This window comes from Streptomyces sp. NPDC047981, assembly GCF_040653315.1.
In the GTDB taxonomy this organism is placed as follows: domain Bacteria; phylum Actinomycetota; class Actinomycetes; order Streptomycetales; family Streptomycetaceae; genus Streptomyces.
The window spans coordinates 60,001-80,181 of record NZ_JBEZNQ010000028.1 but is presented as its reverse complement, the minus strand read 5'-3'; the positions used below and the strand labels follow the sequence as shown (position 1 = coordinate 80,181).

Sequence of the window (20,181 nt, the reverse complement as noted above, 5' to 3'; positions counted from 1 at the left end):
ACCCTCCGTCAGGTGAACGCCGTAGGGACCGGATCCACCGGAATTCCGGTCCCTCGCTTCGGCGGGTCCTACCAGGACGCCGGGTTCGTGCGTCCCGCCCCGGAATCCCCCGGTCCGGTGCCTCCCGGTTCCGGCCGACCCGGTCCGGTGCCGCCTCCCGCGTCCGGCCACGCCGGTCCCGTGCCTCCCGGTCCCGTACCCCCGGCTTCCGGGCCGCGCGCCGTGCGGGAGGGAAGGCCCGCGCCGATCACGCCGAGGGTCAGCCGATGACACAGGTCCTGACGGGCGGGTCAGTCGATCGTCAGGGGGGTGCCCGGTGCGAGCTTCGCCGCGATGCGCTGGGCGACCACCTCGGCCTGGTTGCCGTCGGGCGTGGTCGCCGTCTTGGTCGCGGAGACGGCGATGGCGAGCCGCTTCGACGGCAGGTACGCCTGGATCGCCTGGTACCCCGAGAACGACGGGTTCTGCACCAGCCAGCCGTTGACCACGATGACCCCGAGACCGAAGTGCTGGGCCTCGGTCTGCTTCAGGCAGATCGAGGCGGGGCAGGTCGGGCTCGCCCCGCCGAGGCCGACCGTGCCCGGGTCGAGCAGGGTGCGGTACGAGCGGGGCGAGATCAGTTCACCCTTGCCGATGCCCTCGGCCGAGCGGGCCAGGTCGCAGACGTCGGTGGTGATCACCGCGCCGGGGGCGGTGGTCCACGACGGGTTCCAGAAGGTGGACTCCTCGTAGAGGCCCCGGTCGGAGGTGAAGGCGTGCAGGACCGGGCGCGGGATGTCCGGGGTGAAGTTGTTCCGGGTGTTGCGGAGCCCGAGCGGCTTCCAGACCCGCTCCTTCATGAACGTGTCGATCCGGGTCCCCGTGATCTTCTCGATCACGGTGGTCAGGAGCAGGTAGTTGGCGTGCGAGTAGCTCCAGCTGGTGCCCGGCTCGTACCAGAACGAGTGCTTGAGCGGGAAGGCGAGCAGCTCCGCAGGCGTCCAGTGCTTGAACGGATGGGCCTCCAGCTCGGCCCCGAACGCCGGGTCGGTGACGTAGTCGTGGAGGCCGGTGGTGTTGTTGGCCAGCATGCGCACGGTGATCTGCTCGGCCTTGGGCAGGTCGGGCAGCCAACGCTCCACGGTGTCGTCGAGCCGGACCTTCTTCTCCTCGACCAGCTGCAGGAGGCCCGTGGCGATGTGCGCGAAGGCCACCGAACCGGCGCGGAAGTGCATGTCCGGCTCGGCCGGGACCCCGGTCATCGACTGGCCGAGCGCGTCGGTGGCGACCTCGTGTCCGTCGATCGTGACCCGCAGTTCCACGGAGTTCAGGGCGAGCTCGTTCTTGGCCTTGTGGGCGATCTCCAGGACCTGCCGGGCGCGCGGGTCGCGCGGGTTCTCGGTCCGTACGCAGTCGCGGCCACCGCCGCCGCCCGGGCCCGTGCCGGGCGCGGGCGCCGGCGAGGCGACGGTCGTCGGGGCGGTGAGGCCGAGGAGGGCGGCGCAGAGCAGGGCCGTACGGGCGGCCGTACGGGTGCGCCGACGCCGCGCGGAGGGTGTCTGTGTCATGCCCGGCACTATGGCGGGAAGCCCACCGCGAACCGGTCGAACACTCCGCAGAGCGGGCGAGACGCGCCCATGTGGGGCAGAGCGCGTCCGCCAAGGGGCCGAGCCCCCGCGCGAGGGGCGGGGGCTCGGCATGCGGGGAGCGCACGGACGGCGCCCGGCCCGCCTGGCCGCGCTCTACCAGATCGCCTCGACCCACTCCGGGTGGTCGATGAACGGGTTCCGGTTGCCCTGGTAGGTCCCGAAGATGAGGTCATTGCGCCGCTCCTCGAAGGCGCTCGGCGGGTCCTGCTCGTTCCACTGCTTCAGGACCGAGAGCCGGCCGTGCAGCGGGACGCTGCCGTTGGAGGTCGACTCGTTGGCCTCCAGGTCGGCCCAGCCGTCGTTGCCCTCGTAGCGCACGGCCATGTAGAGGATCATCCGGGCCACGTCGCCCTTGTCGGCGTTGCGCGGTTCGAAGGAGTTGGAGTCCGTGTAGCTGCCGGGCGCGCCGCTGACCGCGCTGCCGCCGTTGTCGAAGTCCTTGTTGCCGCGGATGCTGTTGACCTGCACGTCGCACGCGCGCAGGTGGTGCAGATCGGTGCCGGGGCCGGCCGAGGTGCCGAAGCTGCCGTGCGACTGGGCCCACACGTGCTCGCGGTTCCAGTCGCCGACGTCCCCGCCGTTGAGGGACTTGCTGCGCGAGACGCCGCTGTAGAGCAGGACCACGTTGGCGCTGTTGTTCGGATCCTGGTCGGTGACCTTCAGCGCGTTCCAGACGGCGTCGTACGAGATCTTCGTCTGGCTCTTGATGATCGTGTGGAGCGAGGACTTCAGGCTCGGACCGGTCTTGCCGATCGCGTCCTTGTAGTACGTGCTGTCGTACGCGGTGGTCGTCGCGTTCGCCGGGGTGGCGGTGACGGCCGGGAGGGTGAGGGCCACGAGGACGGCGGATATCGCCGCCGCCACGGACTTCCATCTGCGGGGGTGCACAACGGACATGGGGGGCCTTTCGTGGGGGACGGCACGCGGGGGACCGGTGAGCGGGCTCAACGCCACGTCGATCTACGCGTGTTGACAGTGTGCAAGCGGGAGCGTCGCACGGGGGAGGGGATCGCCGTGTAACCCGGAGAAGGCTTTTTCGTGACGTTCTCGCATACGCCGCCACCGGGGCCGTCCTCCCGCCGTCACCTCGGCGACTCGCCCCGAGGGCCGCTCGGTATCGTGATCCCGCCGGGCGCCAGCCCGGGGGCTGCGGCGCCGGCCGCCGCCCGGTGCGAGGACGGATGGTGTTCTGTGCAGGGATCCTTGGGCGACTCGCAAGCCGGCGGTGTTCCCCGCGCCGCGACCGTGTGCGTCATCGGCGCCGGTCTTTCGGGGCTCGCGGCCGCGCACGCTCTGGCGGCTCGGGGAATCGACTTCGTCTGCCTGGAGAGGGCAGCGGACGTCGGAGGGATCTGGCGGCAGCCGGGAGCCGGTGAGCAGGGGCCCGGCTACCGGTCCCTGCACCTGAACACCGCCAAGCAGCTCACCGGTTACTCCGATTTCCCGATGCCGGCCGAGCTGCCCCTCTATCCCGGGCACGCCGATGTCGCGGCCTATCTGCGCGCGTTCGCCGAGTGGGCCGGGCTGCTGCCGCACGTCGAACTGGACACGGACGTGCTCGCGGTGCGACCGGAGGGCGACGGCACCTGGACGGTCACCAGCCGGGACGCGCGCGGCGAGGTGACGCGCCGGTGCTTCGAGCACGTGGTCGTCGCCTCCGGCCACAACACCCGGGCGGCGCTGCCGGATCCGCTGCCGCCGGGCGCCGAGTCCTTCGCCGGAACGATCCTGCATTCGATGGACTTCCAGGACGGCGGCGACTTCGCAGGACAGCGGGTCGTCGTCGTGGGGATGGGGGCCTCCGGCGTGGACATCGCCTGCGACCTCTCCCGGTACGCGGCCAGGACCACGCTCTCCGTCCGCCGGGGGCTGCACCTCGTGCCCAAGCAGCTCTTCGGCATGTCCGTGGACCTGATCGCCGACGCGCCCTGGTGGCAGGACATGGCCTTCGACAACCAACGGAGCTTCGTCGAGAAGGCGTTGTTCGTGGCGCGGGGGAAGCTCTCGGACTACGGCCTCCCGGAGCCCGACCACGCCATCTTCTCCTCGGCCGTGACCATCTCCGACGAGATCCTCAGCCGGATACGGCACGGCGCGGTGGTCCCCAGGCCCGCGATCGACTCGCTGGACGGCGCCCGCGTCACCTTCACCGACGGGACCGTGGAAGAGGCCGACGCGATCGTCTACTGCACCGGATTCGGGATGGACTTCCCCTTTCTTCCCGCCGGTTGCCCGACGGGTGACGGGCAGGGGACGGTCGAGCTCTACAAGCGCGTGGTCGCCCCCGACCTGCCTGGCCTCCACTTCGTCGGTCTGATCCGCCCGGTGGGCTCGATCACGCGTCTTGTGGAGGCACAGTCGCGATGGGTCGCGGGGATCGTCGAGGGCAAGGCCGCCCTGCCGCCAGCGGACGTCATGCGCGAGGAGATCGACACCTATCTGGAGGGCATCGAGGAACGCTACGGGCGGACCACGGGTGGCTCCTCCATCCAGGTGGACGTCGGCCCCTATCTGCGCGAACTGCGGGAGTTGCAGGAGGCGTAGCGGGGCGGTCGGAGCCATGCCCGGCCCGGTTCGTCAGCGGCCGGCTCCGACCCGCGCGATCGGTGCGGCGGCCGGCGGCCGGACCTCGTACGCCTCCGAGGAGATGTACGCGGTCACCCGCAGGGGCTTGCCCGCCTGGTGGGCCAGGGCCAGGTAGGCGATCAGCCCGGCACCGTCCTCCAGCCTCCGCGGGGTCACGGCGCTCAGCGCCTCCACCAGGGGCGCCGGGTCCATGCCGTGGCGACGGAGCAGCGTCACCGCCCGGTCGAGGGCCTCCCCGTCGTGGCGCGCGTAGTCACGGACGGGGACGTGCAGGGTGAAGCCGCTGGGCCGGGCGGACCTCGTGGAGGTGAACGCGTGGCAGCTCAGGCCCGGTCGGCGGTCGAGCGGTACGTCGAGGCCGAGCCGCGAGCCGGGGCCGAAGGCGGCCTGCCCGGCGGCCGTGCGGAAGAACCGCGTGATCTGCGAGCGAGCCGGGCCCCCCGGGGTACGGACCAGGCCCGGCGCCTCCCGGGCCGACAGGTCGCGGTGCACCAGGTAGACCTTGGCCCGGGGCTCCTCCCAGTCGCCGAGGTCCAGGGCGAAGAACAGCGGACGCTCGCTCGGGGGGAGCGAACCGAACGCCCGGTCGTGCCCGAGCCTGCCGAGCGCCTCGCGCACCGTCGCGACGGAACGTTCCTCCCCGGACGCCGCGGGATTCAGGTACACCTTGACCTTGGGCACTCCGCCGGGAAGCAGTTCCAGCGCCAGCCAGAGCGCCAACGGGCCCTCGGGGGCCGCGGGGAAGAACAGGTCCTCCAGCTCGTCGAGCCGCTGGGTGGAGAACCCCCAGCGCCGCGCCAGCGCGCGCACGGCCCGCAACCCGACCCGTCCGTTCTCCGCCAGGCTCCCGGCGCCGCACCCCGGCTCGAGCAGCACCCGCAGGGTCGGTTGCGCGTCGGGGGTGAAGGCGAGCGAGTACTCGACGGGGGTGTGGTCGTCGGAGAGGAAGGAGTCGTACGGCGGGGGCATGTCGAGTGGCCGTTCGGCGACCGGGCCGAGCACCGACAGCAGCGTCCGCGCGTACTCCACCGAGTCGTTCCCGCTCAGTCCCGCGGCCTCGCAGAGCCGCAGGATCTGTCTCGCCGCGTGACCGCCGAGCGTCTCCCCGGGGAGCGGAGGCCAAGAAGATACCCGCCCCGAAGGGCGGGTATCGAAGGGGCGGATCGCCGCGAGTTGACGCATGACATCGGGATCGGCGGATATCTGCTCCACCCGACACCTCCCTAACCTCATGAGCACGCCTGAACAACGCGAAGCTCACTACCCCCGAGGTTGAACGTTCATGCGGATGAGGCGAATCCGTTCGGTGTTGACTCGATCACTTGGCGAGCCAGTTGAGGAACTGGCTCCACATCCCCCCGCGCTTGCGACCCTGCTCGGCCGACGCGGACGGGTCCGGCTGCGCCTGCGGAGCGCTGCGGCGCGCCGGCTCGACCGGGGTGAAGCGGGCCGGCAGCGTGGTGAGGCCCCGGTTGAACGGACCGGGACGCCAGACCAGGCTCTCCTCCGGCACGGCCAGATCGACATCGGGGAGCTGGTTGAGCAGGTTCTCGATGGCGGTGACGGTGATCTGCCGCGCGGGCTCCTTCGAAGGGCAGGCGTGCGGGCCCGCGCTCCACGCCAGGTGGGACCGGTTGCTGCCGGCTTCACGCGCGGCCGACAGCTTCGGCCCCGTGTTGGCCGCCGCGAAGCTGACCAGTACGAGATCACCGGCCCCCAGCTTCGTCCCGGCGAACTCCACGTCGGTGGCCGGGTAGTGGGGCGCGTAGTTCGGCATGGGCGGGTTGTCCCACAGCGTGTCGTCGATGGCCTCGTCGATCAGGCCACCGCCGTCGGCGTACCGGTCGTCCGTGAGCAGCCGGTGCAGCGTGTTGCCGATCAGGTTGCCCAGCGGGTCGGTCCCCGCCCCCAGGAGCAGGGCCACCTGGTGGACCATCTCCTCGTCGGTCAGCTTCGCCGGGTGCTGAAGCAGCCAGGAGGTGACGTCGTCACCGGGCTTGGCGCGCTTGAGCGCCACCAGCTCGCCGACGGCGCCGAACAGCACCTCGACCGCCCGCTCGGCGTTCACACCGTCGAACATGCCGGTGATGCCGAACAGCACGCGGTCGCCGATGTCGGCCGGGCAGCCGAAGACCTCGTTGAAGACGAAGAGCGGCAGCTGCCGCGCGTAGTCCCCCAGGAGGTCGGCGGAACCACGCCCGCCGAACCGCGAGATGAGGTAGTCGGACACCTGTTCCGTGGTCCGGCTCAGCTTGCGGGTGTCGACCCGGGCCATGCTGTCCGTGATCGCCTGCCGCAGCCGCAGGTGCTCCGCGCCGTCGCTGAACATGGCGTTCGGCCGGTACGCGAGGACCGGGACGACCGGGTTGTCCGGGCTGATCAGCCCATCGTTCAGGTGCCGCCAGCGGCGCGCGTCCTTGCGGAAGTTGCCCGAGTCCTGGAGGAGTTGCAGGGCCGCCTGGTAGTCCGTGACGAGGGTGGCCTCCACCCCGGGAGCCAGCTCGACGGGCGCGGTCGGCCCGAAGTGGCGCATGTAGGCGTAGTACGCGTCCGGATCGGCCTGGAACTCCGGCCCGTACAGCGGGATCCGTCCGCCGTCGGCGTGCGCGGGGCACCCCGGCGGGGGTACGGGTGCGGTGGATCGAGCGTCCATGATTTCTCTCTGCTTCTAGTGAGCGCGGTCCAGCAGGTACCGGACGAGGGTGATCAGCGCGTCGGCGGACGACTTCTCGTCACGCGCGTCGCAGGTGACGATCGGGGTGTCGTCGAGCAGGTCCAGCGCCTCGCGGAGCGCCCGCTCCCCGCGGTCCGGGTTCCCGTCGAAGTGGTTGACGGCGATCGCGTAGTCGAGCCCGTACTGCTCGATCAGGTCGATCACGGCGAAGGAGTCCGCGAGCCGCTCCGGGTCGACGAGGACCAGCGCGCCGAGCGCGCCGCGCGCCATGTCCTCCCACATCTGGACGAAGCGCATCTGGCCCGGCGTTCCGAACAGGTACAGCACGACCCGCTCGCTGATCGTCAGCCGGCCGAAGTCCATCGCCACCGTGGTGGTGGTCTTGGAGCGGACGCCCTTGAGGTCGTCGAACGACTCGCCCGCGCGGGTCATCGTCTCCTCGGTGGTCAGCGGAGGGATCTCCGAGATCGCACCGATGAACGTGGTCTTGCCGACGGCGAAGTGGCCGACGACGAGGATCTTGACGGCGGTCTGCGTGGCGCCGTCGCGCACGTACGCCTGCTCACCCAAACTTGGCGCGGAGACCATTCAGTACCTCCTCGAGGATGTCTCGGTCCGCGAGCGCGGCACGCTGCACGGGAGGGCGGGTGATGAGGTACCCGCCCTCGGTGAGGGCGGAGAGGAGGATCCTGACCACACCGATGGGCAGCCGGGTGTGCCCCGCGACCTCGGCGACCGAGAGATAGCCGGCGGTGCACAGGTCCAGCATGCTCTGCTCCTCCGGCGAGAGCCGGGTGGGGCGCTGATGGTGATCGGCGGACGCGGTGACCAGGGTCACCAGCGACAGCTGCTCCTCGTCGGGCAGTCCGCGGCCCTTGGTGATGACGTAGGGACGGACTAACTCCGCGGCCTCCGGCTCCCGTTCGTCGAAGCGGCTCATGAGCGGGCGCCGAGGTTCTCGCGCGGCGGCGTGGTCAGCGCCTTGCCGAGCTGGCCGACGAGCTGCTGCATACGGAAGGTGATGTCCTGCATGTCGACATCGGGGGAGGCCGAGACGCCGAGGTAGGCGCCCTCGCCCGCGGAGATCAGGAAGACCCAGCCGCCGTCGAACTCGACCAGCGTCTGGCGCCACTGCAGGCGCCCGGGCTCGACGAAGAAGCCGAGCGAGCGACTGAGCGACTGCATGCCGCTCATCGCCGCGGCCACCGTGTCGGCGTTGTCCTTGCCGAACGCCTTGGTACGGGCCATCAGCAGGCCGTCCGCGGAGACCAGGACCGCGTGCAGCGCCCCGGGTATCTCCAAGGCGCTGTCAAGCATCCATGACAGATCGTCGTTCACGAGACCTCATGCCCTTCGCTGCTCGCATCACGTGTGCTGCTCGAATGATCCGCCGCGTCCGAGCGGGCGGCCCGTCCGGACTGCGTGCCCCGCTGGAAGGCCCCCATGATCGCGGCGGTCTCCGCGCCGGAGCGCGCCGGAGCGGGTGCGGACTGCTCGCCGCCGGGGACGATGGCCATCGGCCGCTTGCGGCGGCGCTTCGGCAGGCCGTCGTCCGTCGTGGCGGTCGCCGCCACGACGGGCGTGGGGCCGCTCGGCTCCGGCACGGCGGTCGCGGATGCGGCCGGCTGCGGGGCCCTCTTCTCCGGCATTCCGGTGAGCAGGTCGTGCGGAATCAGGAGGACGCTGCGGACGCCTCCGTACGGCGAAGTGGAATCCACGGACACCTCGAATCCGAAGCGCTCACTGAGCACTCCGATCACGGCGAAACCGAACTGCGGCGGGCTGCCGAGCCCGGAGACACCGGACACCCGCTCGGTGGACAGGAGTTTCTCGGCCCTGACCCGTTCCTCGTCGTTCATACCGACACCGGCGTCGTCGACGACGATGCAAATGCCCTTGGGCACGGTACGGATATTGATCTCGACCACGGTGTCCGGGCTGGAATAGCTGGTCGCGTTGTCGAGGAGCTCGGCGAGCGCGAGGGCCACCGGCTCGACGGCGCGGCTGGTGATGCCGAAGTCGACCTGGGAGAGGATCTCCACCCGCCGGAAGTGGCGGATACGGCCCTGGGCGCTGCGGACCACGTCGTACACCGACGCGATCTCGCGGTGCCGACCGAGCCAGCCGTCGCACAGGACGGCGATCGACTGGGCGCGCCGACCGAACTGCGAGTTGGTGTGGTCGATCTCCAGGAGGTCCCGGAGAATGACGGAGTCTCCGTACTTGTTCTGAAGTCCGGAGATGACCAACTGCTGCTCGGCGGCGAGGCCTTGGAGCGTCCGCATCGCGGACTTGAGGACCGACTTGGTCGATTCCTGTGCGCGCTCCTTCTCTTCCTCGACGGATTTCGTGTAGCTGTTCTCCAATTCGGAGTAATGTGCCTTGAGCTCCTCGGTCCCCTGCCGTAAGGTCCGAATCGCCTTGCGCTGGCGAACGATGACCGCGGCGGCGCCAAGAGTGGCGGCCAGGAGGACCCAGAGGACCGGGTTCTGTACGTAATACGTCATAAGGCTCTCTTCAGGCGACTGACGGTGCTGCTGAATTCCGTCAATGCGGGTGGCCCGGCCGGCCTTCCGGTGTCCGGGGGTACCGATCCGGAGGGTCGCCGTGGTCGGAGATGTTGTCGTGCACCCATCCACCGCTCCGCAAGCGTGGTGATCTTAGCACCGGGCACGAACAGGTGACCGAGCGTCAAAGAGGCGCTCCAGTAGGGCTTCTCGGTTCGATGTGAGTTCACCGCGCGTTCATCTCGCACTGTGGCGCTCTCGGGCACGAAAGCCCTGGCCAGAAGCGTGTTCATGATCGTAAAGTCCGGATCATGACTGACAACGCATCCCAGGGGACTCCGTCCGCCGCCCCCTTCCCTCCGGTCCTGACCCGGCACGCAGAGGCCGAGACCTGCGCCGACCCCAGCAGTGTGATGAGGCTGTTCGCCGACTCGGACGGCACGGCGGACGGATTCACCAGTTACCGCTCCACCTTCGCCAAGGGCGCCGTGGGCGCGCCCGCGCACTTCCACACCAAGGCGACCGAGCTGTTCTTCGTGATCAGCGGCTCCCTCCAGGTGCTGGTGGGGGAGGAGATCACCGTCCTGGAGGCGGGCGACTTCCTCGCCGTGCCGCCGCACACCCCGCACGCCTTCGCCGCCGCGCCCGGCTGCGAGGCGGACGTCCTGTTCGTCTTCACCCCGGGCATGGGCCGCTTCGACTACCTGCGGCTGCTCGGCCGTGTGATGCGTGGCGAGGCCGACCCCAAGGAGATCGCCGCGTCCGCTGAGCGCTACGACAACCACTATGTCGACAGCCCGGTCTGGCGTGCCGCCCTGGAGGCCTCGGCATGATCGACACCACGGTGCACGTCCGTGTGGCCCGGCCCTCGCGGGACCTCGCCGCCGCCGAGCGGTTCTACGTGGACGGCCTCGGCCTGGACGTCCTGTGGCGCACGACCGAACGCGTGTCGGGCAAGCACGACCTGCTGATGGTCGGCCCGAAGGACGGCTCCTGGCACTTCGAGCTGACCCGCGACCCGGAGCACCCGGTGGAGCCGACGCCCACCGTGGAGGACCTCTTCGTGCTCTACCTCGGCGAACCGGCGGAGCAGTCGCTCATCGACCGCCTGACGGCGGCCGGCGGCACGCGGGTCGCGGCGCACAACCCCTACTGGGACGAGTACGGCGTCACGATCGCCGACCCGGACGGCTACCAGCTGGTGCTCTGCTCCCGCACCTGGGGCTGAGGACACTCTTCCTAGGGGTGCGGGCGGCGTTCGAAGACGACGTCCCGCGCCGTGTCCAGGGCGATGGCGAGGGCGCCGTGCAGCACCGCGTCCTCGCCGAGGGTGCTCGCGGCGACCCGGGGGCGGAGGGGCGTGATCGCCCGCAGGGTCGTCCGCACCGTACGGAGCAGCAGGTCCGCGCTGTGGCCGACGCCGCCGCCGAGGACCACGAGATCGGGGTCGAGCACCGAGGAGACGGCGGCCACCGTGTGCGCGAGGCGCTCGCCCTCCAACTCGACCGCCTCGACGGCGGACGGGTCGCCCGACCGGGCCGCGTCGAAGACGTCCTTCGCGCTGAGGTCCCCGGTCATGCCCCGCTCCCGGGCGGCGGCGACCACCGCGTCACCGGAGACCAGCCCCTCCAGGGTGCCCGGTCCCTGGCGCCCCGGCCACGGCAGGAAGCCGATCTCGCCCGCGCCGCCGTGCGCCCCGGTGAAGAGCCGGCCCTCGCTCACCACGCCCATGCCCAGACCGGTGCCGATCATCAGGTACACGAAGAGCCTGCTGCCCGCGCCGACCCCGACGGTGTACTCCCCGAGCGCGGCGAGATTGGCGTCGTTGTGGACGGCGAGGGGCAGGCCGAGCCCCTCGCGCATCCGGTCGAAGAGCCCCGGGCGCCCCCAGCCGGGCAGGTTCCCCGCGAACCTGACCCGCCGCAGGTCCTCGTCGTAGACGCCGGGCGTCCCCACGACCGCCTGCACGATCGTGGCCGGCGCGACTGCGGAACTCCCCACGAGCTGACGGGCGGTGGTAACGACCAGGTCCGCCATCGGCCCCGAGCTGCGGGCCTGGTTGCGCACGTCCGTACGGGCCACGACCGTGCCGTCGAGGTCGGCGAGGGCGACGCGCAGCCAGGCCCGGCCGATGTCGATGCCGAGCGCGTAGCCCGCGGTGGGGTCCGGTGCGTAGAGCACGGCGGTCCGGCCGCGTTCGGGCGTGTGGACCCCCGCCTGTCTGACGAGCCCGGCCTGTTCGAGCGAGGCCAGGGCGCTGGAGACCGTGGGCTTGGACAGGCCCGTGGTCCGGGCGAGCTGGGCCCGGGAGGCGGGTCCCGCGGAGCGCAGCAGACCGAGCAGCAACCGCTCGTTCCCGCTGCGCAGGCGCTGCGGGTTCCAGATCTGCTCGCCACCCACGTCGTTGCTGGTCATCCCGTCATTCTGGCGTATCGCACGAGCCCTTGGGCGCGCGGTCGTGCGCTCAGATCCGGACGGCCACGGCCCCCGCGTGCGTGGGGTCGACCGTGACGTCGCCGATCCGCCAGCCCGGCAGCCGGGCCTCGCACGGTTCGGCCGCACCGATGTGGTCGAGCGCGAGCCCGCGGGCCAGACCCGTGCCGAGACCCTTCAGATACGCCTCCTTGCGCGCCCAGGTCCGCGCGAAGGCGCGCGGCCGCTCGGCCGTGGGCAGCGCGGCCAACTCCGCTGCCTCGCGCGGATGCAGCATCGGCGCGACCTCTTCGACCGTGTCCGGCCCCGGGAGCCGCTCGACGTCCACCCCGACCGGGCTCGCCGCGAAGGCGAGCAGGCCGAGACCGTCGCTGTGCGAGAGGGAGAAGTGGAGGGGATCGCCCTCGACGGCGGGCCGCCCGTGCGGCTCCCGGCACTCCGGGCACGGCCGCCGTACGAGCGGCACGTCCTGGGGCTTCATCCCCAGGTAGCCGCCCAGCAACACCCGCAGCCCGACGTGCACTTCGGCGTACGTACGACGGTCCGCGTCGCTCCGGAACCCCCGCGCGGTCTCCCGCTCCCCGGCGTCGAGCACGTCCGTCCGCGCGGCGGGCAGGTCCACTTCGGGTGCCCGGACGAGCCACACGTGCGGCGCATCACCGGGAACGGGCAGCGCGGGCGGCGTGGGCGGCTCCAGCTCGGGGGAGTGGGGGAGCAGCCGCGGCACGATCTTCATGGGGGACAGTCTAGGAGGCCTTGACGCTGAGCGGGGGCCCTCGGATACTGGCGGCCAAATCGATTTGGCCAAATCGATTTGGCCCTCCGTCCCGGGGCCGGATCGCGGCTGAAATCCGCGCGTGCAGCGACGCCCGAACGGAGCCCCTACGTGTCCACTCCCCAGCACCACCCCGGCACGGAACGACCAACCCCCACCCCTGAGACGCCCGAACCCGCCGCCCAGGCCCCCGCCTCGGAGAGCCACGAGCGCCCGGCCCCCGACACGCCCCACCCCGTCGACCAGTCCCGTCCCCTGGGCCGGATCCTGCTCTTCGGGGTCCAGCACGTGCTCGTCATGGCCGCCACCCCCATCTCGGCGATCTTCCTGATGAGCGCGACCCTCCGCCTCGACCCCGGACTCACCGTCAACCTTCTCTCGGCGGCCTTCGTGCTCTCCGGGGTCGGATCCCTGATCCAGTCGCTCGGCCCCTGGAAGTTCGGGCCCCGCCTGCCCTTCGTGATGCTGCCGGGCGGCGCGCCCCTCATCCTCTTCCTCGCCATCGCCGAACAGCACGGTCTGCGCACCGCGACCGGGGCCGTGATCCTCACCGCGGCCTTCTGCTTCCTCGTCCTGCCCCTCTTCTCACGGCTGCTGGCCTTCTTCCCGGCCCTCGTCATCGGCACGATGATCGTCATCGTCGGCGTCAACCTGGTGAAGGTCGGCGCGGTCCTCGTCACCGGCCGCCCCGGCACACCCGGCTTCGCCGACCCCCTCAACCTCGGTCTGGGCCTCGCCACCATCGGCTTCACCGTCGCCTTCTACCTGCTCTTCAGCGGCATCCTGCGCCAACTGGCCGTGATGCTCGGCCTGCTGGCAGGCACCGGCCTCGCCTCCGCCCTCGGAACCGTCGACCTCGGCGCGGTCACCGACGGAGGGCTGCTCACCCTGCCGCAGCTGATGCCGTTCGGCTCACCCCAGTTCAACCTCGTCGCCGCCCTGCCGCTGATGCTCTACAGCCTCGCCTCCATGGCCGAGGCCACCGGACAGACCGTCATCAACGCGGAGGCCGTCGGCAAGGAGATCGACACCCGCGCCGACGTCCCCAAGACGGTCCGGGGCGACGCGCTCACCTCGCTCTTCGGGGGATTCCTCGGCCTGCCGCTCATGGTCACCAGCGGCGAGAACATCGGCATCGTCCGCGTCACCGGCGTCCGCAGCCGCTTCGTGACCGCAGCGGCCGGCGTCGTGCTCATCCTCATCGGATTCCTCGCCCCCGTGACCCGGATGATCAGCGTCGTCCCCGCCGCGGTCGTCGGCGGCACGGCGATGGTCGTCTTCGCCGTGATCACCGTGCTCGGCGTCCAGATGCTCGGCCGCTCCGACCTCGGCACACACACGAACACCTTCGTCTGCGCCGTCGCCCTCGCGCTCGGACTGCTCCCGATCCTCGTCCCCGGCGTGTACGGCGGCTTCCCGCCGAACCTCCGGATCCTCCTCGAAAGCGGCGTCGCCGTCGGCGCGTTCGTCGCCGCCGTCCTCAACATCCTCTTCCACCACGTCAGGCCACGCCTCGCCGGACGGCCGACCCTCGCCCGCCCCCGTACGGAAAGCGACCGATGAACCAGCTCGACCAGCTCACCCATGACGTTCTCGCCGGTGCGGACCGGCCGCTCCTGCTCGCCCCGGACGCCGTTCTGCTGCCCGAGGGCCCGGCCGACGGTCACGCGGTCGTGGTCGCCGACGGCTCCTTCCGGCGCGTCGGGCCCGTCCGGGAACTGACCCGCACCCACCCCCACCTCGATCCGGTCCCGCTCCCGGGGCACCTCCTGATGCCCGGCTTCGTCGACGCCCACCACCACCTCACCCAGAGCTTCGGCGCGGCGCTCGCCTTCGGGGAGCCGTCCGAGATCTTCCGCAGGGTGTGGGTGCCGCTGGAAGGCGCCCTCGACGAGGAAGCGGCCTACGTCGCCGCCAAGTTGGCCGTGCTCGAAGCCCTGCGCGGCGGCTTCACCACCGTCGCCGACGCGGGAACCCGCGCCGACGTCGACGTCGACGTGGTGGCCGGCGCGGCCCGCGACGCCGGAATCCGGTGCGTCCTCGGCCTGGTCCGCAACGACGCCGACGGCGCGGACCAGGCCGACCCGGAGGGCGCCGAGAAGCACCTCGCGCGCTACGCGGGCGACCCGCTGATCCACGCCTCCCTCGCCGTCTCCATCCCCGAGGCCGCCACCGAGGAGACCCTCCGGCACACAGCCCGTCTCGCGGCCGAGGCCGGCGCGGTCCTCCAGATCCATGTCAACGAGCACCTGGCGGGCGTCGAACGCTCCCTCGTACGCCACGGACTTCGGCCCCTGGAGCACCTCCACAGGCTCGGCGTCCTCGGCCCCCACCTGCTCGCCGCGCACGCCACCCTCCTCACCCCGCGCGAACTCACCCTGCTCGCCGACACCGGGACCGCCGTCAGCTACAACCCCGTCGCCAGCGCCTGGAAGGGCAACGCCGTCGCGCCCGCCACCGCCATGGCCGAGCGGGGCATCCGCTTCGGCCTGGGCACTGACGGAACGCGCGGCGACGGCTTCCGGCTCGCCGACGCGGCCGAGTTCGCCCAGCGCCTGGCCTACGGGCTCGCCACCGGCGACTCGTCCTGCGGCGCCGGCTGGACCTGGCTGGAGCACGCCACCCGCGGCGGAGCCGACGCCGTGGGCCTCGGCGCACGGACCGGCACGATCGCCGAGGGCCTCGCCGCCGACTTCCTCCTCGTCGACACGACCTCCCCGGAACTCGCGCTCTCCTGGGACCTGCCCTGGGAGCTGGTCCGGCGTGGCAACCGCGACCAGATCACCGCGGTGTTCGTCGCGGGCAGGCTGCGCCTGTGGGAAGGACGGCCCGTCGACTGGGACGGGGCCGCCCTCGTGCGCCGGGCCGCCGAACTGGCGCGAACGACCGTGGGCGGCGCCGCCGTCACCCGCGTCCACCCGACCTCGACCGCGGCGCGGGCGGAGCGGACGGCACGGGCCGAGAGGACCGCGAGGTGACGGCCGGGACGCTGGTGATCCTCGCCCTCACCGTGACGGCCGCCGCCTTCGTCCAGGGCAGCAGCGGCCTCGGCTTCGCCCTGATCGTGGCCCCGGTGGCGGGCCTCCTCGATCCGCGGCTGCTCCCCGTGTTCGTCCTGGCGGCGATGATCCCGCTCAATCTGTACGTCGCCTGGCGCGAACGGTCCTCGCTCGACCTGCGCGGCGCGGGCTGGATCACGGCCGCGCGCCTCGGGGCGACCCCCGGCGGCCTCGCGCTGCTGTGGCTGATCCCGGAGCGCGGCCTCGGCCTCTTCGTGGGCCTCGCCACCGTGCTCGCGGCGGTCGTGAGCCTGGTGGCGCCCGCGTTCACGCCGGGCCGGGCCGCCTATGTGGGAGCGGGCGCGGTGACGGGCCTGACGGAGACGGCGACGGGGGTCGGCGGTCCGCCGCTCGCCCTTGTCTACCAGCACCGGCCGCCGGCGGAGCTGCGGTCCACCGTGGCCGTCTGCTTCCTCGTCGGCGAAGTCGCCTCGCTGCTCCTGCTGTTCGCGACGGGCGAGGGGAGGCCCGCCGACCTCGGCTGGGCCCTGGCGCTGGCTCCCGCGATCGCCGCGGGAGCCTGGCTGAGCCGCTTGGCCCACCACCGGATCGACGCGCGGCGGATGCGGCACTTCGTGCTCGGCTTCGCCCTCGTCTCGGGGGCGCTGCTGATCGTCGGTCTCTGACCGGCTCCGTCAGGGAGGTCTCACGCCCCCGACGAACGGCGGGCGACGACGCGAGGCTCCGGCGCCGCCGTCACGTGCGCGGTGGCGTCCGAGGAGGCGTCACCGCGCAGCCGGCCGAGGAGCAGGGTCACCGCGTCGGCGGCGGCCCGGTCCAGGTGCAGGTCCACGGCGGTCAGGGGCGGTTCGCAGGTCCGGGCGCGCAGGCCGTCGTACCGGGTGACGACCATGACGTCGTCCGGCACGGCGCGCCCGCTGTCCCGGATCGCCCGTACCGCACCCACCGCGAAGGTGTCCACCATCGCGCAGACCGCGTCGATCCCGGGGTGCTCGGCGAGCAGGGCCGCGCACCGCTCGTAGCCCGCCTGTTCGCCGCCCGCCTCGGGAGCGGTCGCCACCACGGGCGTCCAGCCGTGTTCCGCCGCGAGCCGCTCGTAGGCGGCGCGGGCGTCCACGGCCGAGTGCCGTAGGCCGGCGCCGACGAGCAGGGCGGGCCGCCGGGCCCCCTGCGCGTGGAGATGGGTCAGGAGCAGCTCGGCGACGAGACCGCCGCGCAGATCCACGTACGGCACGTCCTCGGTCGCCGACACGGGCCTGCCGAGGGTCACGTACGGCAGCCCGCGTTCCTTGAGGGCGGCGACCGCCGGGTCGTCCGCGTCGGGCTCCACCACGATGGCCCCGTCGATGTCCACCGAGTACAGCGCCGACCCGGACTGCACGGGCGGTACGAGCACCAGCGCGTAGTCGTGCAGCAGGGCGCTCTCGGCGGCCGCGGCCGCGACCTCCATGTAGAAGCCGAGCCGGGACGGCCCGCCCGCCACCGCGAACGGCATGGAGGAGGCGAGTGCGATGGCCTTCGCCTCCCCGCGCCGCAGCCGCTGGGCCCGGAGATTGGGCCGGTAGCCGAGCTCCGCGGCGACCTGCTTGATGCGCTCCCGGGTCCGGGGGTCGACCTTGCCGAGCCCGTTGAGGGCGTGCGAGACCGTCGTACGGGACACACCGGCGACCCTGGCGACGTCGGCGATCGTCGGAGGCCTCGTGCCGGGACCGGAACCGGTGGTGGACATCGGGGTGGACGCTCCTCGCGTCGAGGGACGGGGTGACCCCGGACGGGGTGACCCCTCCATCTTCGCCGACCGGCCGGGCCCCGTGCCGGACCGGGCCCGTCCGGGTCAGAAGATGCGCTGGCCCGGGGTGAGGATGCCGTCGGGGTCGTAGCGGTGGCGAGCCTCCTGGAACTCGGGCCAGAAGGCGCCGAAGTGGCGGACCCAGTCGTCCGCGGTGAGCGGCACCGAACCGATCGGGTACCAGGTGCCGCCCGCCGCGACCGTGGCGTCGTACTGGGCACGGTTCGCGGCGACCATCTCCTCGGCGGAGTCCGCACCGGGGGAGGCGGTCCTGAGGAGCGAGAAGAGGTAGACGAGCTCCTCGTCCGGCATGACCGGCAGCGGGGTCCGGCACTTGGCGGTGAGAATCGGGTACAGGAGGATGACCGCGCTCGCGCCGATCGAGCCGGGCTTGAGGCCGGCCAGCGTCTCCGTGACGACCTCGTCCACGGTGGACGCGGGGAGCAGGCTGTCGTACCAGGGGTGGGGGCGCTGCCACTCCCCGATCGACTTGAACAGGTCCATCGTCGGGGCGATCCGGTTGAGGAAGTCGAAGTACGCGATGTCCTGGACCTCGGCCGAGGTGTGCCCCAGGCCGTCCGTGAGCCGGGCGTCGTCCTCGGCGGTTGCGTCGTAGGAGGCCGCTTCGACGAAGTGGATCCAGCCGTCGGGAGTCAGCCTGGCCTGGCCGATGAGGTAGTCGAAACGGCCCTCCTTGATCAGCTCGGCCTCCCGCGCGGTGAGTGCGGCGACGCTCGGGAACGTCAGGACGTAGAACCGCACGGAGCGGGGCGCGGGAACCAGCGCGAGGGTGGCGCGGGTGATGATCGCGCACTGGCCGAGGCCGCCGAGGACCGCCCGGAAGAGGTCCGGACGCTCGGTGGGCGAGCAGGTCGTGAGTTCGCCTTCGCCGGTGACCACTTCGAGTTCGAGGACGTTGTCGACCTGCGTGCCGTGGTGGCCTATCTGTCCGCCGAGTCCGCCGGCGGAGAGCGTGCCGCCCACGGACAGCTCCAGGTAGTCGGTGAAGGTGGGCGGGGTGAGCCCCAGGGGCAGGGAGGCCCGGACCACGGTGCTCCACAGTGCCCCGCCCTGGACGACCGCCGTGTCGTCGCGGATCTCCACGGCGTCGAGGGAGCCGAGGTCGACGACGAGCCCGGCCGGCACCTGGGCCTGGCCGTAGGTGGAGTGCCCCTGGCCCCGGCCGGCGACCTTCAGTCCGCGCTCACGGCAGTAGCGGACCATCACGGCGACGTCGTCGGCCGAGCCGGGTTTCAGAACGGCTGCGGGGGCCTGGCGGACCATCCGGCCGAAGTCGCCGGAGGCCGCTTCGAGGGCGGCGCCGTCGAAGCACAGCTCCCCGTCGAGCGGCGGCACCGCTTCGAACGCGGCGGGCACGGCGCCGTGTTGAGCGTCCGCCGACGCGTCCGCCGTGCTCGGGCGGGGGGTGGGGCTGTGGGGAGTGGTCACGGTGACTCCTGATCGACTCGGGCTGCACGCTTCCTTCACATTGTGATCATTTTCGGGTCGACAGGTCTACCGAATGCCCGAGTTGATCCCTCGCTCCTCGTAATTGGGACGGCTTGTGGCGTGCGTCCGGTGGTGATCCATTGGCGAATCGATCCGCCCACCCGGATGATCAACTTCCCGGGGATTAAGCCTGGTTGAGACAGATTTCTGGAGTGCGCACCGGTGGCATTCGGATCACTGGTACCGGCGCGTGCGACACCGTGCGCCGGTCGGTGGCCGTTGCCCTGTGTAGTCGTACGAATTCATACTGTCATCAAGTCCCCGGCGCCTTCCTCCGCGCCGGGGAGCCCCCCCCGTGTTCCGTCCCCGCAGCGACGCCGTCCCCATGAAGTGGAGTGCCATGCCCCGGTTATCGGCGCGCGATGCCCTGGCCGTGACCGTCCAGCCGGTCCTGCTGCTCGCGGTCGCGGCCGTCTTCCTCCTCACCGAGGGACGCGGCTGGGACCCGGGGCGCGCCGTTCTGCTCTTCCAGTTCTCGGTGCTCGGCTATCTCGTGCTGCTCGAGTTCCTCATTCCGTACGACCGTTCCTGGCAGCCCGGGCGCAGGGAGTGGGGGTGGTACGGCGTGTACTACGTCCTCACCGCTCTCGGCGGCACCCTCGGGCAGGGCCTCGTGCTGTACGCCGTCGGCAAGGTCGCCCGCCGCGATCCGTGGCTGCCCCTGTGGGCCGAGATACCCGTGGCCCTGCTCCTCGGCTCGCTCGCGAGCTACGTGGTGCATCGCGCCGGGCACACGTACGCCTGGCTCTGGCGGCTGCACGGCGTCCACCACGTCCCCACGAAGGTCAACGTCGGCAACAACGGGGTCAACCATGTGCTCGACGTCGTCATCTCCCAGGGCTTCGTGCAACTGGCGCTGGCCCTGGTCGGGTTCTCCGGGCGAGCGGTGTTCGCGGTCGGCCTCTTCGTCGTCGCCCAGGGGTACTTCGTGCACGCCAACATCCGCGTACGGCTCGGCCGGCTCGGGCACGTCTTCGCCGGCCCCGAGCAGCATCGGCTGCACCACAGCACCGACCTCTCCGAAGCGGGGCACTACGCCTCCGATCTGTCGGTCTGGGACCGGGTGTTCGGCACCTTCACCTGGCGCCCCGGCCGTGAACCGGAGTCCGTCGGTCTGACCGACCCGGCCTCCTTCCCCGACACCGGCGCCGTCCTGGCCACCCTCGTCCACCCGTGGCGGCGCCCCGCCGGCTGACCGGCCCCCGGCCCTCCCCGGCCGCCCGGTCCTCCTCGTCGTGCCCCTGCCCGGGGCGCTCCCCG

19 protein-coding genes are annotated in these 20,181 nt (G+C 71.8%); 7 read left to right on the top strand and 12 right to left on the bottom strand.

Annotation, left to right across the window (positions count from 1 at the left end; all coding sequences use genetic code 11):
* Positions 1–290: 290 nt before the first annotated feature.
* Together AB0E14_RS18620 and AB0E14_RS18615 are read right to left on the bottom strand one after the other, a co-directional pair.
* The gene (locus tag AB0E14_RS18620; RefSeq protein WP_362418594.1) at positions 291–1,547 is read right to left on the bottom strand and encodes a serine hydrolase domain-containing protein; all 1,257 of its coding nucleotides are present in this window, start codon (positions 1,545–1,547) and stop codon (positions 291–293) included.
* Between the two features lie 174 nt (positions 1,548–1,721).
* Entirely contained in the window at positions 1,722–2,525 is an 804-nt protein-coding gene (locus AB0E14_RS18615) for an endonuclease (protein ID WP_362418591.1), read from the bottom strand.
* A gap of 306 nt (positions 2,526–2,831) precedes the next feature.
* Between AB0E14_RS18615 and AB0E14_RS18610 the strand changes: the two genes are divergently transcribed.
* A complete protein-coding gene (locus tag AB0E14_RS18610) occupies positions 2,832–4,172 on the top strand; it encodes an NAD(P)-binding domain-containing protein (protein ID WP_362418588.1) in 1,341 nt (446 codons plus the stop codon).
* Between the two features lie 33 nt (positions 4,173–4,205).
* Here the strand turns inward: AB0E14_RS18610 and AB0E14_RS18605 are convergent, their stop codons facing one another.
* The 6 genes from AB0E14_RS18605 to AB0E14_RS18580 all read right to left on the bottom strand — a co-directional run bounded on the left by AB0E14_RS18605 (position 4,206) and on the right by AB0E14_RS18580 (position 9,395).
* Entirely contained in the window at positions 4,206–5,426 is a 1,221-nt protein-coding gene (locus AB0E14_RS18605; protein WP_362418585.1) for a tryptophan dimethylallyltransferase family protein, read from the bottom strand.
* A 106-nt stretch (positions 5,427–5,532) separates the two neighbouring features.
* Positions 5,533–6,867, bottom strand: a complete 1,335-nt coding sequence (locus tag AB0E14_RS18600; RefSeq protein WP_362418582.1) for a cytochrome P450 — start codon at positions 6,865–6,867, stop codon at positions 5,533–5,535.
* Positions 6,868–6,882: 15 nt separating this feature from the next.
* On the bottom strand, positions 6,883–7,476 hold the full coding sequence (locus AB0E14_RS18595; protein WP_362418579.1) for an ATP/GTP-binding protein: 594 nt from the start codon (positions 7,474–7,476) through the stop codon (positions 6,883–6,885).
* Positions 7,451–7,828 (bottom strand): DUF742 domain-containing protein, encoded by a 378-nt coding sequence (locus AB0E14_RS18590; protein WP_362418576.1) that lies wholly within the window; start codon positions 7,826–7,828, stop codon positions 7,451–7,453. Before AB0E14_RS18590 ends, AB0E14_RS18595 begins: the two co-directional genes overlap by 26 nt.
* Complete coding sequence (locus tag AB0E14_RS18585; protein WP_362418573.1) at positions 7,825–8,226, bottom strand: roadblock/LC7 domain-containing protein; 402 nt, start codon at positions 8,224–8,226, stop codon at positions 7,825–7,827. The genes AB0E14_RS18590 and AB0E14_RS18585 overlap by 4 nt, the downstream gene beginning before the upstream one ends.
* Positions 8,223–9,395, bottom strand: a complete 1,173-nt coding sequence (locus tag AB0E14_RS18580; RefSeq protein ID WP_362418570.1) for an ATP-binding protein — start codon at positions 9,393–9,395, stop codon at positions 8,223–8,225. Before AB0E14_RS18580 ends, AB0E14_RS18585 begins: the two co-directional genes overlap by 4 nt.
* 311 nt (positions 9,396–9,706) lie before the next feature.
* Between AB0E14_RS18580 and AB0E14_RS18575 the strand changes: the two genes are divergently transcribed.
* Entirely contained in the window at positions 9,707–10,228 is a 522-nt protein-coding gene (locus AB0E14_RS18575) for a cupin domain-containing protein (RefSeq protein ID WP_362418567.1), read from the top strand.
* Positions 10,225–10,623, top strand: coding sequence for a VOC family protein (locus AB0E14_RS18570; protein ID WP_362418564.1), 399 nt, complete (start codon positions 10,225–10,227; stop codon positions 10,621–10,623). Before AB0E14_RS18575 ends, AB0E14_RS18570 begins: the two co-directional genes overlap by 4 nt.
* 11 nt (positions 10,624–10,634) lie before the next feature.
* Here the strand turns inward: AB0E14_RS18570 and AB0E14_RS18565 are convergent, their stop codons facing one another.
* Both AB0E14_RS18565 and AB0E14_RS18560 read right to left on the bottom strand, forming a co-directional pair.
* On the bottom strand, positions 10,635–11,810 hold the full coding sequence (locus AB0E14_RS18565) for an ROK family transcriptional regulator (RefSeq protein ID WP_362418561.1): 1,176 nt from the start codon (positions 11,808–11,810) through the stop codon (positions 10,635–10,637).
* A 49-nt stretch (positions 11,811–11,859) separates the two neighbouring features.
* Positions 11,860–12,564, bottom strand: coding sequence for a 4'-phosphopantetheinyl transferase superfamily protein (locus tag AB0E14_RS18560; protein ID WP_362418558.1), 705 nt, complete (start codon positions 12,562–12,564; stop codon positions 11,860–11,862).
* Between the two features lie 150 nt (positions 12,565–12,714).
* Between AB0E14_RS18560 and AB0E14_RS18555 the strand changes: the two genes are divergently transcribed.
* The 3 genes from AB0E14_RS18555 to AB0E14_RS18545 are packed head-to-tail and all read left to right on the top strand — an operon-like array spanning position 12,715 to position 16,288.
* Complete coding sequence (locus AB0E14_RS18555; protein ID WP_362418555.1) at positions 12,715–14,166, top strand: uracil-xanthine permease family protein; 1,452 nt, start codon at positions 12,715–12,717, stop codon at positions 14,164–14,166.
* Positions 14,163–15,581: an amidohydrolase family protein gene (locus tag AB0E14_RS18550; protein WP_362418552.1), complete on the top strand. Its 1,419-nt coding sequence runs from the start codon at positions 14,163–14,165 to the stop codon at positions 15,579–15,581. Before AB0E14_RS18555 ends, AB0E14_RS18550 begins: the two co-directional genes overlap by 4 nt.
* Positions 15,578–16,288 carry a sulfite exporter TauE/SafE family protein gene (locus tag AB0E14_RS18545; RefSeq protein WP_362418549.1) on the top strand — a complete coding sequence of 237 codons (711 nt, stop codon included), beginning with the start codon at positions 15,578–15,580 and terminating at the stop codon, positions 16,286–16,288. Before AB0E14_RS18550 ends, AB0E14_RS18545 begins: the two co-directional genes overlap by 4 nt.
* Positions 16,289–16,308: 20 nt before the next feature.
* Here AB0E14_RS18545 and AB0E14_RS18540 read toward each other — a convergent pair whose 3' ends face one another.
* Together AB0E14_RS18540 and AB0E14_RS18535 are read right to left on the bottom strand one after the other, a co-directional pair.
* Positions 16,309–17,352 (bottom strand): substrate-binding domain-containing protein, encoded by a 1,044-nt coding sequence (locus tag AB0E14_RS18540; protein WP_362418546.1) that lies wholly within the window; start codon positions 17,350–17,352, stop codon positions 16,309–16,311.
* 105 nt (positions 17,353–17,457) lie between these two features.
* Positions 17,458–18,861: an FAD-binding protein gene (locus AB0E14_RS18535; protein WP_362418543.1), complete on the bottom strand. Its 1,404-nt coding sequence runs from the start codon at positions 18,859–18,861 to the stop codon at positions 17,458–17,460.
* A 355-nt stretch (positions 18,862–19,216) separates the two neighbouring features.
* On the opposite strand from AB0E14_RS18535, the gene AB0E14_RS18530 reads away from it, so the two are divergent.
* Positions 19,217–20,116 carry a sterol desaturase family protein gene (locus tag AB0E14_RS18530; RefSeq protein ID WP_362418540.1) on the top strand — a complete coding sequence of 300 codons (900 nt, stop codon included), beginning with the start codon at positions 19,217–19,219 and terminating at the stop codon, positions 20,114–20,116.
* The last annotated feature ends 65 nt before the right edge of the window (positions 20,117–20,181 follow it).